The following is a 13,888-nucleotide window of genomic DNA, read 5'->3' on the forward strand; positions in this document are numbered from 1 at the left end:
GCGTACGTGACCGAGACCATATGCTCGCCGCCGTGCACGCGAACGGTGAAGACGCCCGCCCCGCGAAGGGCGCGGTGCGCGAGGTCCACACGGCCGCGGTGGCGGCCACCCTGGAGTACTCGCCCGACCTGGACGGCCTGGCCGACCCGGGCGAGGTGGTGTGGGCGTGGGTCCCCTTCGAGGAGGACCCGGGCCGCGGCAAGGACCGGCCGCTGCTGGTCGTCGGCCGCCACCGCCGGGCGCTGCTCGGCCTGATGCTGACCAGCAGGACCCCCGACCGGCACGAGGTGAACGACTGCCTGGACCTGGGCTCTGGCCGCTGGGACCGCGACGGCCGGCGGTCCTACGTGCGGCTGGACCGGGTGTTCGAACTGAACGAGGACGACATCCGCCGGGAGGGCTCGGTGCTGGAGCCGGAGCGGTTCTCGCTGGTCGTTGCCGCGCTGCGGCGGCTCGGCTGGCGCTGAGTCGGCGGAGGCGGGCGAGTCGCATCGGATCCGAACGCGAGGACCATTAGAGTCCAAGCCATGGACAAGCGACTGGTGAGCCTCGAAGTGGAAAATTTCCGAAGTCTTCGGAAGATCCACTTGCCACTCGGCGACCTCACCGTCTTAGTAGGCCCCAATGGGGCGGGCAAGACCAACGTCCTCAAGGTGTTCGAGTTTCTCGCAGACATAATCCGAACCGACCTCGAACCGGCACTGAACGCTCGCGGCGGTTTCGACCAGATTGTTTTCCACGGCGGCGAGAAGCCTCCCTCCAGCATTCGAATCAACGCGACGGCGACATGGACGACGCACAGCAGTCGCAACGGACCCGACGAGTACGAGTTGCGCATCACTCGAACCCGGCGATCAACCGGCGACGTGTTGTCGCGCCGGGAGGCGTTTCAATTCAAGCGGCCCCAAGGACGTGGCAGAAGGATCACCATCAGTGGGCAACAGGCAACGGTGGTCAACACGGGGGCCACCGGGGGAACCGAGGACTCGATCGGGATCAAGTCGTTCAGCAGTGGCTTGTCCACTTTGCCGCGCCTTCACGGCGCAGGTGGAGAAGAAGTCTCCGCCGTGGCAGACCGACTGGCCTCGTTCCGGGTTTTCGATGTAGCGGTCCCGGCCGCGCGTCGTCCGGCTCGAATCTCCCGTCATCGCGAGTACCTCGAAGACGACGCGAGCAATCTTGCATCTTTTATGCTGATGCTGCGCCGGACCGACCCGTCGTCCTTCGAGCAATTGGAGGAGGATGCACGGCGTGCTCTTCCCCAGTTGGACTCGATCGAGTTCGAATACCCGGCGAATGGGTCGAACGAGGTGGTAGTAGTCCTCCATGAGAGAGGTCTTCGACGGCCGACACCACTTGTCGACGCATCCTACGGGACAGTGCGACTGCTCGGCCTGCTCGCATTGCTGTACGACCCGGATCCTCCCGCCCTGACCTGCATTGAAGAGATTGATCACGGCCTACATCCCCAAGCACTCGAGATGTTGGTCGAAAGGCTCCGCGATGCGAGTGAACGAAGTCAATTCCTGATCGCAACCCATTCTCCCGCTCTGGCGGACCGGCTTCGCCCGGAAGAGTTCGTGATCTGCGAACGACGGGACGACGGATCCTCTGCCATCCCCGCGGTGTCACTGGCCGATGTGCGTCGGATCGTACAGGCCAGCGACGACCTGCCATTGGGCGAACTGTGGTTCTCCGGCGCTTTGGGTGGCGACCTTTGACTCGGCGCGCCGGCACCGCACAGCGTGCCACCAAGAAGCCCGTCATCGTGCTCGCCGGAGAGGACAGCAACGACCGGCAATGCCTTCGCATCGCGATCGAATCGCGGCATCCGGACGCGCGTGGGCGGATTGTGGAGATCAACGAACAGGTCCGTCTTCGCCAAGCCGGCCCGCAGAATCTCGCCAGCTGGGTCGACAGACTCGTGAGACTCGCCGAGGCTCGCGCAGCACGCGAGCAGGCCGCGATTGCCGCCTTCTTCGTGCACGAAGACTTCGACGCTGTGGACTCACCGGAGCGCACGGCTGCACGGTGGCGCGTCCAACAAGCGCTGTCGGCCCGTCTCAACCGCTCGCACTACGTACTCGCTACTTGGGAGATGGAGGCCTGGTTGCTCCTGTTCCCCCGCGCCGTGGCCGCCGCTTACCCGTCCTGGACCATCCCCAAGAAGTACTATGGCCGGAACACCGCGATGGTGCATGACCCCAAACAGGTCATGGTGCGTGAGGTTGGCAAGTCGGGTGGGCGTCGTTACCGCGAGTCCGATGCGCCGAAGATCCTGGCCAAGGCAGTGGAGCTGGGAGAATTCGCGACACCGGCGGGTACCGATGTGTCCTGGCGCGAACTGGAAGTCGACATCGACTCGCTCGTGGGTGGCCCACGGAGCTGAGCGGACGAGGCGGTGCCGTATACCGAGAACCCGCCTCGACCTGACTTCAAGCCGCACCGCCACCTGCATCCGAACCGGGTGTTCTCGCTGGTCGTTGGCGCGCTGCGGCGGCTCGGCCGGCGCTGACCGACCTCGGGGTGCGATCTCCGGGCCGGTCTCCGGGCCGTCCCCGATGCCGTGGGAGCGGGTCGCCGCGACGCTGGAGCCATGGCGAACAACCTGATGAAGGCGCTGGACGCGGCCTTCGGCCACCCCCGGGGCAAGGTCGGCGAGCTGGGCGGCCGGGTCATGGCCGTGCTGAACGCGAAGGTGGAGGAGCACGTCACCGACGTGGCCGCGCCGACGCCCGAGGAGGTCGTGCTGGTGCTCGGCCCCGGTCCGGGCGTCGGGCTCAAGCTCGCCGGTGAACGGGCGCTGAAGGCGATCGGCGTCGACCCGTCGCAGGTGATGCTGGACGAGGCGCGCACGCGGTGCGCGGAGCTGATCGTGGCGGGCCGGGTCGAGCTGCGCGAGGGCGCGGCGACGCGGACCGGCCAGCCCGAGGACTCGGTGGACGTGGTGGTCTCGGTGAACAACCTCCAGCTCTGGGGCAACCGGCCGGCCGCGTTCCACGAGCTGGCCCGCGTGCTTCGTCCCGGCGGCAGGCTGGTCGTCTCGGTGCACCGGCGGGTGCTCGACACCTCGGAGTACGACCTGATCCGGGAGGCCGAGGCGGCCGGGTTTACCGGGGTGCGCACGTCGTTGCACCAGTACGGCGGCGTGGTCGGGCCCGCGGTGCAGCTAGTCGCGCACGTCCCGGCGTAGGGGGTGGTCGGCGGGCACCTCGACCAGCACGATCGGCCGGCCGTCGGGGTCGGCGACCCACAGCTCGTCCAGACCCCACGGCTCGCGCCGGGCGGGGCGGACGACGTGCTCGGCGAGGTCTTCGGCGGCCCGGCGCAGGTCGCGCACCTGCAACCACAGCTGCGTGGCGTCGGTGGCCTGCCCGGTGGAGGTGCCGGACACCTCGAGGAGCCCCTGGCCGAGGAAGAACACCGTGCCGCCGGGGAACTCGCGGTAGACGGCCAGGCCGAGCACGTCCCGGTAGAACGCCGTGACGCGCTCCGGGTCGCGGGAGCGCAGGAGGACGCGGCTGCTCAGGATCTCCACGGTGCCCAGGCGATCACACGCGCAGCTCCAGCGCCATTCGGACGTGGTCGCCGTCGCGGCCGGTCTCGCGCCAGCCGTGGTCGGTGTAGAAGCGCCGCGCGCGGTGGTTCTCGGCGAACACGTGGAGGCGCGCGGTGGTGACGCCCAGGTCGCGCAGCGCGTCCATCGCCGCCTCGTGCAGCGAGTGGCCGACGCCCCTGCCCCAGCACCGCGGCGCGACCTGGAGCTGCAACAGGTCACCGGCCGGCGTGACCAGGGCGAACCCGGCGAAGACCTGGTCCAGCTCGGCACACAGCCAGATCCGGTCGGGCTTGTCGAAGACGTAACCGGTGGCCCGCGCCGACCGCTCCCACTCGGCGAGCTCCGCCTCGGGCACGTGACCCTCGTAGTAGCTGCGCCGGGCCTTGACGTGGACGTCGACGAGCGGCCACTTGTCCTCCGCCCGCGGCGGGCGCACGGTGATCGTCCCCATGCTGTCAGGGACGCGGCGCCGCCGGTGAGGTTGTCCGGACCTCGTGCCGCGGCACGTCCGGCGCGAGGAACGCCAGCAGGCGCGCGGCTTCCCGCTCCACCTCGTCGGGCGCGGGCAGGCGGCGGAACGGCCGCAGTTCCAGCGTGGCCACCTCCTTGGTCCGGTCCAGCTTCCAGTCACCCGCCGTGACGCCGTCGACCAGGAAGAACTGCGGCACGGGCCCGTGCGGGTCGTAGTTCCGCGCGCGCACGTCCGCGGTGACGACCCGGCGCCGGTCGGCGTGCGAGAGCAGCACGTTGTCGAAGTCGTAGAGGAACCTCGGCGGCGCGGGCACGTCCTCGTCCGGCCGGGGCGCGTCGGGCAGGTCGAACAGCTCCTGGCCGTCCTCGTCGCGCAGCCGCAGCAGCGGCAACCCCTCGACCACCTCGCGCAGCCTCGTGAGACCGGACCAGGTCTGCACGTCCTTCACCGTCGCGGGCCCGAACGCGGCCAGGTAGCGCAGCACCAGGTCGTCCACCGACGGCTTGTCGACCACGGGCGCGCCCAGCCACGTCTCCGCGCCGGCGTGCGCGATGGAGCCGCTGCGGCCCCACACCCCGCGCGGCGGCACCTGCACCAGCGGCACCAGGCACCGGATCGCGTACGCCAGCGACGAGGGCGCGCGGTCGGGCCACTTCTCGTGCAGCAGCGCGCCCAGTTCCTTGTTCGTGCGCGGTTCCTCGGCCAGCAACGCGCGCCCGGCGGCCACCACCGCGTCGACGTCCAGGCCGCGCATGTCCCGGCCGTGGGTGTAGTTGCGGAACAGGTCGCGGTCGAGGGCGGGCTGGACGGCCGGGCGCAGCGCGAGCGCGTCCCGCGCGGTGACGAGGTGGATCGTCGACCGCATCACGGCGATGCGCACCAGGTCGCGGTTCACCAGCGGGTCCGCGGCCCGGTCGGGCGTGAAGCCGTCGATCCGCGTCCACAGGCCGGTGTACCAGGTGTGCGGCGTCTGGGCCTGCAGGCCGACCAGGTGCGTGACGACCTCCGGCACGGTCGCGTCCGTGCGGGCGAGCAGGAACTGGCGGGCCAGCGTGGCCCGACCGAGGGCGCGACGGCTCAGTACCGGGGTCATGCGCCCACCGTAGGTCCCATCGCGGTCAGCTCCTGTCCTCGTCTTGCCGCCGACTTGCCCGCACCCCCAAAAAGTGATATCACTTTGCTAAGCAGGCGATATGACATCGAGGGGTGGAACGTGGACGTCACGGACGTTGCGGTGCAGATGCCGGTCCCGGTGGTCCGGGAGAAGGAAGCACGCGCGCCATCGGGGTGGGGCGTGCTCGCGGGTGTGGTGGTCGGGGCGCTGGCGAGCACGGCGCTGATCACGCTCGGCTCGATCCCGGGCGACGACGGGCCCAGCGTCCCGGCGATCGTGGCCGGCACGCTGGTGCTCGTCGCCACCGTCGTCGTGTCCGTCGGGTTGTTCACCGTCGCCCCCGGCGAGTCGCGGGTGCTCCAGTTCGCCGGCCGCTACACCGGCACCGTCCGCCAGGACGGCCTGCGCTGGGCGAACCCGTTCACCACGAAGGCGAAGGTGTCGACCCGGATCCGCAACCACGAGACCGCGACGCTGAAGGTCAACGACGCGGACGGCAACCCGATCGAGATCGCCGCCGTGGTCGTGTGGCAGGTCGAGGACACCGCGCGGGCGATGTTCGAGGTGGACGACTTCGTGCGGTTCGTCGGCATCCAGACCGAGACCGCGGTGCGGCACATCGCGACCAGCTACCCCTACGACAACCACGACGACACCGGGTTGTCGTTGCGGGAGAACGCCGACGAGATCACCGAGACGCTGTCGGTGGAGATCGCGGCCCGCGTGCAGGCGGCCGGCGTGAAGGTGATCGAATCCCGCCTCACGCACCTGGCCTACGCTCCGGAGATCGCGCACGCGATGCTGCAGCGCCAGCAGGCGGGCGCGGTGGTCGCGGCGCGGTCGCGGATCGTGGAGGGGGCGGTCGGCATGGTCCAGCTCGCGCTGGACCGGCTCGCCGAGGAGGACGTGGTGGAACTGGACGAGGAGCGCAAGGCGGCGATGGTGTCGAACCTGCTGGTCGTGCTCTGCGGCGACCGATCCACCCAGCCCGTGGTCAACGCCGGGTCGCTGTACACCTGACGTGGCCGAGCGCAAGAGCGTCCTGCTGCGCCTCGACCCGGCGGTGCACGACGCGCTGACGAGGTGGGCGAACGACGAGCTGCGCAGCACCAACGCGCAGATCGAGTTCCTGCTGCGCCGCGCGCTCGCCGAAGCCGGGCGGCTGCCCACCGGGGCCGCCGCGCCACCCAAGCGCGGCCGACCCCGCAAGGACGACGGGGAGAGCCGGGACGGATGACCGGACGCCGTCGGCGCGGACCACTCCCGCCGGCGGCGTTCCCGCGCGGTGATCAACTCGCGGAGCGCAGGCGCTGGTGCGACTGTTGGCCGGGTGAGCGAGATGGACGTCCCGTACCCGCAGGGCACACCGGCGTGGGTCGACATGATGACCACCGACCGCGACGCCACCATGGAGTTCTACGGCGGCTTGTTCGGCTGGGACTTCGAGATCGGCGGCCCGGAGACCGGGCACTACACGATGGCGCTGGTGCGCGGGCGGCCCGTGGCCGGGTTCGGTGAGATGCCGTCGGACGTGATGTTCCCCGTGGTGTGGACGACCTACCTGGCCACCGACGACCTCGACGAGTCGCTGGAGAAGGTGAACGCCAACGGCGGCAAGGTGCTCGTGCCGGAGTTCGACACCGGCGGGCCGGGGCGCGGCGCCATCGCGGTGGACCCGTACGGCGCGGCGTTCGGCCTGTGGGAGGCGGGCACGCACATCGGCGCGTACGTGGTGAACGAGCCGGGTTCGGTGGTGTGGAACGAGCTGGCCACCCGCGACCCGTTCGGCGCGGCCGAGTTCTACCAGCAGGTGTTCGACGTCGGGCTGGACCCGTTGCCGGACTTCCCGTACACGCAGTTGCGGGTCGAGGGCCGCGCGGTGGCGGGTGTGTTCGGGATGGCCAACGACATCCCCGCCGAGATCCCGCCGCACTGGATGACCTACTTCGCGGTGACCGACGCCGACGCGGCCGTCCGCCGGGTGCGGGAGCTGGGCGGCATCACGGTCGGCGACGTGGCCGAGTCGCGGTTCGGCCGGTTCACCACGGTCGGCGACCCGATGGGCGCGACGTTCCGGGTCATCCAACCGCCGCCTTCCACCCCAGACTGACCACCAGCGCCACCACGACGGTGAGGAACACCCGGCGCACGAACGCCGACCCGCGCCGCACGGCCAGCCGAGCGCCGAACACCGCGCCGGTGACGTTGCACAGCGCGAGCACCAGGCCCAAGCCCCACAGCACCTTCCCGGCCGGGATGAAGTACAGCAGGGCACCCAGGTTCGTGGCCACGTTCACGACCTTGGCCGTCGCCGAGGCACGCAGGAACGCGAACCCCACCAGGCCCACGAGCAGGAACACCAGGAACGCGCCCGTGCCCGGCCCGGCCAGGCCGTCGTAGAAGCCGATCACCGCGCCGCCCAGCGCCATCACGGCGATCTGCGCGAACCGCGTGAACCGCGGTGCCTCCGCCACGCCCAGCTCCGGCTTGCGCCACGTGTAGAGGCCGACGCCGACCAGCGCGACGAGCACCACGCCGTTGAGCACACCGGGTGCCAGCGCGCCCGCGAACGCCGCGCCGCCCACCGCGCCCGCGAACGCCGCCCCCGCCATCGGCAGCGCCGAGGACCAGTCGATCGCGGCCTGCCGCGAGTAGGTCCGCACGGCCGCCGCCGTGCCGACCACGGACGCGATCTTGTTGGTGGCCAACGCGTACAGCGGCTGGCCGCCCGGTCCGATCAGCAGCAGCGCGGGCAACTGGATCAGCCCGCCGCCGCCCACCACGGCGTCGACCGCGCCGGCGAGGACGGCGGCCAGGCAGAGGAACAACAGGGCGGCGAGCGAGACGTTCCCGAAACCGGGCCAGTCGAGTGCGGCGGTCACACGGCACATCAAACAAGACGGGCGTACTGCATTTCACCCCTTACCGCGATGGGAGCGCTCCCAGAATGGGCCGTTCAGCCCTGTTGTGCGCGGATTCACACAGGAAGGGTGTTCGCGGGTGTTCCCCGATCGACCTGGAGGCTCTCGGTGTTGAGATCCCGCAAGCGGACCGCGGTCGCCGCGCTGGTCACGCTGACCCTGTTGGTCACCGGCGCGCAGGCCAGCGGCGTGATGGAGCCGGCCGGTCAGGATTACCAGGACGCGCGGGCGCCGGTCGACCGACGCGTCGACAACCTCCTCAGGCGGATGACGCTGGAGGAGAAGGTCGGGCAGATGACCCAGATCCGGCTGGGCAAGCTGCGCGGCAACTGCGAGTGGAACCCCGGTCCGCTGCGCGAGGACTGCATGGAGGCCGTGCTGGAGGACGCGAAGGTCGGGTCCATCCTGTCCGGCGGGGGTGACGCACCGAACCCGAACACGCCGCGGGCGTGGGCGGAGATGACCAACGCGATCCAGAAGTACGCGCTGGACCACAGCCGGCTGCGGATCCCGCTGATCTACGGCGCGGACGGCGTGCACGGGCACAACAACGTGCTCAGCGCCACCATGTTCCCGCACCAGATCGGCCTGGGCGCGACGTGGAACCCGGAGCTGCAGGAGAAGCTCGGCGCGTCCACCGGCCGCGCCATGCGCGCCACCGGCGTGTTCTGGAACTTCGCGCCGGTGTCCGACATCGCCCGCGACACCCGCTGGGGCCGCTACTACGAGACCTACAGCGAGGACCCGGTGCTGGCCGGTGCGCTGGCGGCGGCGAACGTGCGCGGCCAGCAGTCCGACCCGACCGACGGCACGGCGAAGCTGACCGCGACCGCCAAGCACTTCGCGGGCTACTCGGAGCCGTTCAACGGCCACGACCGCGCGCCCGCCCAGCTGCCGATCCGGTACCTGCAGGACACCGTGCTGCCCGCGTTCCAGCCGCAGTTCGACGCGGGCGTGGGCACCGTGATGATCAACTCCGGCGCGGTGAACGGCGTGCCCGCGCACGCGTCGAAGTACCTGCTGACCACGCAGTTGCGCGACCGGATGGGGTTCCGGGGCGTGGCGATCACCGACTGGGAGGACATCCGGTTCCTGGTCGACCGCTACCACGTGGCGGCGAACTACGAGGAAGCCATCGCGATGGCCGTCAACGCGGGCGTGGACATGGCGATGGAACCGTCGGACGCGGCCGGGTTCACCTCGGGCCTGCTGGCGGGCGTGCGCAGCGGCGCGATCCCCGGCAAGCGGATCGACCAGGCCGTGCGGCGGATCCTGACGCTCAAGTTCGAGCTGGGGCTGTTCGAGCGGCCGTTCGTGGACGCGGCGAAGGCCGACGCGATCGTGAACGGGGCGGATCGGGCGTTGGCGCGGCAGGCGGCGGCGGAGAGCACGGTGCTGCTGCGCAACGAGGGGGTGCTGCCCCTGTCGACCGGCGCGCGCAAGCTCGTGGTGACCGGCGACTCGGCCGACTCCGTGGCCCGGCAGCTCGGCGGCTGGTCGGTCGGCTGGCAGGGCGTGCCCGCCGGGTCACCCGCGCCGCCCGCGGTGACCGTGCTCCAGGGCATCAAGGCCGCCGCGCCGTCCGCGAACGTCGTGAGCGCCACCACCCGAGCGGACGCGGTGGCGCAGGCCGGTGACGCCGACGCGGTGGTCGTCGTGCTCGGTGAGGACCCGGGCGCGGAGGGCGAGGCGGACACCGAGGAACCCGCGCTGACCGCCGACCAGCAGGGCCTGGTGGACGCGGTGCGCGCGACGGGCAAGCCGGTCGTGGTGGTGCTGCTCACCGGCCGGCCGCAGGTGCTCGGCACGGTGGCGGACGCGCCGGCGCTGGTCGCGGGCTGGCTGCCCGGGACCGAGGGCGGCAGCGCCATCGCCGACGTGCTGTTCGGTGCGGTGAACCCCAGCGGGAAGCTGCCGGTGTCGTGGCCCAAGACCGTCGGCGACCAGCCGTTCTCGTACGACCAGCTCCGCGGCGCGAACACGGCGGCCGGTTCGGGGTACGACCCGGCGTTCGCGTTCGGTCACGGCCTGTCGTACACGACGTTCACCACGTCCGCGCCGACGCTGAAGTCCGCCGAGGTGCGGAGGGACGGCCAGGTGACGGTGTCGGTGACCGCGGCCAACACCGGTGGGCGTGACGGCACTCTCGTCGTGCCGGTGTACGTGCACCAGCCCGTGAGCAAGGTGCTGACGCCGGACAAGCGCCTGGTCGGCTTCACGCGCGTGACGTTGAAGGCGGGCGAGTCGCGGACGGTCGAGGTGTCCTTCGACGTGCGGCGGCTCGCGGTGACGGCGGGTGATGTGGACGGCTCGGGCAAGCCCGAGGTGGCCAGGGGCGCGTACGACGTCGTGGTCGGTGCCGAGAGGGCTCGATTCACGGTGCGGTGAGCTGCCCTGATACCCTTCTGGGCCGTACCCGTGCGGCATTCCGCTGTGGAGGAAAACCGCCCCTTCATGGGGCGGAGCCGGTGACAAGCGCGGTGCGACTCCGAGACCGAGGAAAAGGTGGCTTTCGCGTGGCGAACATCAAGTCCCAGATGAAGCGGATCAAGACGAACGAGAAGGCGCGCCTGCGCAACAAGGCCGTCAAGTCGTCCCTCAAGACCGCCATCCGCAAGTTCCGTGAGGCCGCCGAGGCCGGTGACAAGGAGAAGGCCACCGCGCTCGCGCAGGAGGCTTCCCGCAAGCTCGACAAGGCCGTCACCAAGGGCGTGATCCACGCCAACCAGGCCGCCAACAAGAAGTCGGCGCTGGCGCGGCGCGCCAACCAGCTCTGATCTGGTCCTCACGCCGGAGTGCCGCCCACCCCTCGGGGTGGGCGGCACTTCCCGTTCACGGGCCGATCACCGTCCACCAAGACACCGCCCGGGACAGCCGGGACAGCCGGTCGGCGACGCCCGACAGCGACAGCCGATCAACCGCAGGCGGTCGGGGCAGCCCGCCGGCCACAGCCGACAGCTCGTCAGTCCCCAGCCGCAGCCCCCAGCCGCAGCCCCCAGCCGCAGCCGACAGCCCGTCAGCCGGCCGATCAGCGGCGGCCGTGGGCGGCGACGATCTTGAGGACGGCGCGTTCCAGGGCGTAGCCCGAGTCGGCGGCGACGCCCTTGACGTCGGCGTTCAGGTCGGCGACCACCGTCATCGCCGCCGCGAGCCCCCGGTCCTCCCAGCCGCGTGACTGGCCCTGGGCCTTCTTCACCTTCCACGGCGGCATGCCGAGCTCGCCCGCCAGCTTGAACGGGTCGCCCCGGCCCACCGCGGACACGCGCGCGATCGTGCGCACCGCGTCGGCCAGCGCGTCGGCGACCAGCACGTGCGGCACACCGAGCTGCAACGCCCACCGCAACGCCTCCAGCGCGCCGGCCCGGTCACCCATCACGGCCTTCTCCGCGACCGCGAACCCGGTCACCTCGGCCCGACCCCGGTGATAGCGGCGGACCGCCTCGGCGTCGACCTTGCCGCCCGTGTCGGCGACGAGCTGCGAAGCCGCCGCCGCCAACTCGCGCAGGTCCGACCCGATCGCCTCGATCAGCGCCGCCACGGCCTCCGGGTCGGCCTTGCCGCCGCCCGCCGCGCGGATCTCGTTGCGCACGAACGCTTCCCGGTCCGCCGCCTTGGTGATCTTGGGGCACTCGGTGACCGCGGCGCCCGCCTTGCGCAGCAACCCGGGCAGGTCCTTGGCCGCCTTGCTGCGCCCACCGCCACTGTGGACGACGACCAGCGTCACCCCGTCCGCCGGCGCCTTGGCGTAGGCGACCACCGCCTCGGCGATCTCCTTGCCGCACTCCTGCGCGGCCTCCAGCGCGACCACCCGGCCCTCGGCGAACAGCGACGGGCTCACCAGTTCCGCCAGCTCAGGCGGGGTGAGATCGGTCACGCGCACGCGGGTCAGGTCGGCCTGCGGATCAGCTTTCCGCGCCGCCGCCAACGCACCGCGCACGGCACGTTCGACCAGCAACTCCTCCTCGCCGATGACCAGGTGCACGGCGTCGGGCGTGTCAGCGGGCGCACTCACGGGCGCGATCCTCCCACGCCCGCCGGGCGTCCGGATGGTGGACGTCTCTGGCTGCGGGTCGGGATGGTGACGTAAGTTGAGGGCACAACTGAATACCGCTCATCCAGAGGGGCAGAGGGATCGGCCCGAAGAAGCCCCGGCAACCCGTCGCACAGCATCCGCTGGCGACCACGGTGCCAATTCCGACCCGCGACGCGCGGGAAAGATGAGGAGATACCTCGCGATGACTGCTGTCAGTGTGCCCTCGGCCACCACCTCCTTCGACCTCGGTCCCGCCCGCGCGCTGTCGTGTCGCGAGTGCGGTCACGAGACGCCGCTCGCTCCGGAGTACGCCTGTCTCGAGTGTTTCGGGCCGCTGGAAGTGGCCTACGACTTCGGTCGGGTCCGCCGTGAGGACATCGAGGCGGGCCCCCGGTCGATCTGGCGCTACCGCGGCCTGCTCCCCGTGCCGTCCACTGTCGAGTCGCACCCCAACACCAACCCCGGCGGCACCCGCCTGGTCGAGGCCGACCGCCTCGCCAAGGCCCTGGGCGTGCGCAAGGTGTGGGTGAAGGACGACACCGGCAACCCGACCCACTCGTTCAAGGACCGCGTGGTCGGCGTCGCCCTCGCCGCCGCCCGCGAGCTCGGCTTCAAGGTCCTCGCCTGCCCCTCCACCGGCAACCTGGCCAACGCCGTCGCCGCCGCCGCGGCCCGCGCGGGCTGGCAGTCGGTGGTGCTGGTGCCGTCCACCCTGGAGCAGGCGAAGATCCTCATGACCGCCGTCTACGGCGGCAACCTCATCACCGTCGACGGCAACTACGACGACGTGAACCGGCTGGCGCAGGAACTGGCCGCCGAGCACGAGGACTGGGCGTTCGTCAACGTCAACGTCCGCCCCTACTACGCCGAGGGCTCCAAGACGCTCGGGTACGAGGTCGCCGAGCAGCTCGGCTGGCGGCTGCCCGACCAGATCGTGGTGCCCATCGCGTCCGGCTCCCAGTTGACCAAGGTCGACAAGGCCTTCCGCGAGCTGGGCGAGCTCGACCTGGTCGAGCAGACCCCGTACCGCGTGTTCGGCGCGCAGGCCACCGGCTGCTCCCCCGTCTCGGCCGCCTTCAAGGCGGGCCACGACGTGGTCTCCCCGGTCCGCCCGGACACCATCGCCCGGTCGCTGGCGATCGGCGCCCCCGCCGACGGCCCCTACGTGCTGGACGCCGTCCGCCGCACCAACGGCGCGATCGAGGACGTCACCGACGAAGAGGTCGTCGAGGGCATCCGCCTGCTGGCCCGGACCGAGGGCATCTTCGCCGAGACGGCCGGCGGCGTCACCGTCGCCACCGCGAAGAAGCTCATCGAGACCGGCCAGTTGGACCCGGACGGCGAGACGGTGCTCCTCATCACCGGCGACGGCCTCAAGACCCTCGACGCCCTGGGCGACCGCGTCGGCCCGCGCGCCAACGTCCCGCCGTCGGCCGAAGCCGTCCTGAAGGCACTCCAGGACTGACCCGTCGCCGTCTGGTCGGCCGGACCGCGGTTCCGGCCGACCGGACGGCACCACGGGCGACACGGCCCGGCTCACCCCGGCGGCGCTCGCCTGGGTGCCGATCCCCCTGGTCGCCCGCCACCGCCCGTCCGCGTGGACGCGGTGCCGGTCACAGCGAGATCCGGGACGACCGCAGCCACCCGGTGCGCGGGAACGCGGTCAGCTCGGGCAGGACGTGCGGGCCGACCGGTTCGGTGACCACGCGCCAGGCGGTGAGCAACTGCGGCCAGGCGCTGTCCGCCTTCTCCCGGTTGTAGCGCTCGGCATGCCACTCCTCCGGCGGTA

Annotated in this window: 15 protein-coding genes and 1 riboswitch; of the genes, 10 read left to right on the plus strand and 5 right to left on the minus strand. The window is 71.2% G+C overall.

Features of this window, described 5'->3' with window-relative positions:
- Positions 1-32: 32 nt before the first annotated feature.
- The 4 genes from FHX81_RS14140 to FHX81_RS14155 all read left to right on the plus strand — a co-directional run bounded on the left by FHX81_RS14140 (position 33) and on the right by FHX81_RS14155 (position 3,193).
- A complete protein-coding gene (locus FHX81_RS14140) occupies positions 33-467 on the plus strand; it encodes a type II toxin-antitoxin system PemK/MazF family toxin (protein WP_211363482.1) in 435 nt (144 codons plus the stop codon).
- A 60-nt stretch (positions 468-527) separates the two neighbouring features.
- On the plus strand, positions 528-1,721 hold the full coding sequence (locus tag FHX81_RS14145; protein ID WP_141978608.1) for an AAA family ATPase: 1,194 nt from the start codon (positions 528-530) through the stop codon (positions 1,719-1,721).
- Entirely contained in the window at positions 1,718-2,389 is a 672-nt protein-coding gene (locus FHX81_RS14150; RefSeq protein ID WP_141978609.1) for a hypothetical protein, read from the plus strand. The genes FHX81_RS14145 and FHX81_RS14150 overlap by 4 nt, the downstream gene beginning before the upstream one ends.
- Positions 2,390-2,596: 207 nt before the next feature.
- Positions 2,597-3,193, plus strand: coding sequence for a class I SAM-dependent methyltransferase (locus FHX81_RS14155; protein ID WP_141978610.1), 597 nt, complete (start codon positions 2,597-2,599; stop codon positions 3,191-3,193).
- Here the strand turns inward: FHX81_RS14155 and FHX81_RS14160 are convergent.
- The 3 genes from FHX81_RS14160 to FHX81_RS14170 are packed head-to-tail and all read right to left on the minus strand — an operon-like array spanning position 3,170 to position 5,124.
- Positions 3,170-3,538 carry a VOC family protein gene (locus FHX81_RS14160; RefSeq protein ID WP_141978611.1) on the minus strand — a complete coding sequence of 123 codons (369 nt, stop codon included), beginning with the start codon at positions 3,536-3,538 and terminating at the stop codon, positions 3,170-3,172. The genes FHX81_RS14155 and FHX81_RS14160 overlap by 24 nt on opposite strands.
- Before the next feature lie 13 nt (positions 3,539-3,551).
- Positions 3,552-4,010: a GNAT family N-acetyltransferase gene (locus FHX81_RS14165; RefSeq protein ID WP_141978612.1), complete on the minus strand. Its 459-nt coding sequence runs from the start codon at positions 4,008-4,010 to the stop codon at positions 3,552-3,554.
- 4 nt (positions 4,011-4,014) lie between these two features.
- On the minus strand, positions 4,015-5,124 hold the full coding sequence (locus tag FHX81_RS14170; RefSeq protein WP_141978613.1) for a winged helix DNA-binding domain-containing protein: 1,110 nt from the start codon (positions 5,122-5,124) through the stop codon (positions 4,015-4,017).
- 120 nt (positions 5,125-5,244) lie between these two features.
- Between FHX81_RS14170 and FHX81_RS14175 the strand changes: the two genes are divergently transcribed.
- The 3 genes from FHX81_RS14175 to FHX81_RS14185 all read left to right on the plus strand — a co-directional run bounded on the left by FHX81_RS14175 (position 5,245) and on the right by FHX81_RS14185 (position 7,255).
- Positions 5,245-6,165, plus strand: a complete 921-nt coding sequence (locus FHX81_RS14175; protein WP_425473819.1) for an SPFH domain-containing protein — start codon at positions 5,245-5,247, stop codon at positions 6,163-6,165.
- A 1-nt stretch (position 6,166) separates the two neighbouring features.
- Entirely contained in the window at positions 6,167-6,382 is a 216-nt protein-coding gene (locus tag FHX81_RS14180; protein ID WP_141978614.1) for a type II toxin-antitoxin system antitoxin, read from the plus strand.
- A gap of 102 nt (positions 6,383-6,484) precedes the next feature.
- The gene (locus FHX81_RS14185; protein ID WP_246108255.1) at positions 6,485-7,255 is read left to right on the plus strand and encodes a VOC family protein; all 771 of its coding nucleotides are present in this window, start codon (positions 6,485-6,487) and stop codon (positions 7,253-7,255) included.
- Here the strand turns inward: FHX81_RS14185 and FHX81_RS14190 are convergent.
- A complete protein-coding gene (locus tag FHX81_RS14190; protein ID WP_246107810.1) occupies positions 7,224-8,027 on the minus strand; it encodes a TSUP family transporter in 804 nt (267 codons plus the stop codon). The genes FHX81_RS14185 and FHX81_RS14190 overlap by 32 nt on opposite strands.
- Before the next feature lie 147 nt (positions 8,028-8,174).
- On the opposite strand from FHX81_RS14190, the gene FHX81_RS14195 reads away from it, so the two are divergent.
- Both FHX81_RS14195 and rpsT read left to right on the plus strand, forming a co-directional pair.
- On the plus strand, positions 8,175-10,454 hold the full coding sequence (locus tag FHX81_RS14195) for a glycoside hydrolase family 3 N-terminal domain-containing protein (protein ID WP_170232046.1): 2,280 nt from the start codon (positions 8,175-8,177) through the stop codon (positions 10,452-10,454).
- A 128-nt stretch (positions 10,455-10,582) separates the two neighbouring features.
- Positions 10,583-10,843, plus strand: a complete 261-nt coding sequence (gene rpsT / locus FHX81_RS14200; protein ID WP_141978618.1) for a 30S ribosomal protein S20 — start codon at positions 10,583-10,585, stop codon at positions 10,841-10,843.
- A gap of 251 nt (positions 10,844-11,094) precedes the next feature.
- On the opposite strand, the gene holA is transcribed toward rpsT, so the two are convergent.
- Positions 11,095-12,078, minus strand: a complete 984-nt coding sequence (holA, locus tag FHX81_RS14205) for a DNA polymerase III subunit delta (RefSeq protein WP_141978619.1) — start codon at positions 12,076-12,078, stop codon at positions 11,095-11,097.
- A gap of 96 nt (positions 12,079-12,174) precedes the next feature.
- Positions 12,175-12,290, plus strand: a riboswitch (SAM riboswitch).
- An 11-nt stretch (positions 12,291-12,301) separates the two neighbouring features.
- Between holA and thrC the strand changes: the two genes are divergently transcribed.
- Positions 12,302-13,564: a threonine synthase gene (thrC, locus tag FHX81_RS14210; RefSeq protein ID WP_141978620.1), complete on the plus strand. Its 1,263-nt coding sequence runs from the start codon at positions 12,302-12,304 to the stop codon at positions 13,562-13,564.
- Positions 13,565-13,888: the final 324 nt, after the last annotated feature.

The organism is Saccharothrix saharensis, assembly GCF_006716745.1.
Taxonomy (GTDB): domain Bacteria; phylum Actinomycetota; class Actinomycetes; order Mycobacteriales; family Pseudonocardiaceae; genus Actinosynnema; species Actinosynnema saharense.

Coding starts and splice junctions, on each gene's coding strand:
- thrC (WP_141978620.1), top strand. CDS start 12,302: ATGACTGCTGTCAGTGTGCCCTCGGCCACCACCTCCTTCGACCTCGGT.
- FHX81_RS14155 (WP_141978610.1), top strand. CDS start 2,597: ATGGCGAACAACCTGATGAAGGCGCTGGACGCGGCCTTCGGCCACCCC.
- FHX81_RS14170 (WP_141978613.1), bottom strand. CDS start 5,124: ATGACCCCGGTACTGAGCCGTCGCGCCCTCGGTCGGGCCACGCTGGCC.
- FHX81_RS14145 (WP_141978608.1), top strand. CDS start 528: ATGGACAAGCGACTGGTGAGCCTCGAAGTGGAAAATTTCCGAAGTCTT.
- FHX81_RS14165 (WP_141978612.1), bottom strand. CDS start 4,010: ATGGGGACGATCACCGTGCGCCCGCCGCGGGCGGAGGACAAGTGGCCG.
- FHX81_RS14185 (WP_246108255.1), top strand. CDS start 6,485: ATGGACGTCCCGTACCCGCAGGGCACACCGGCGTGGGTCGACATGATG.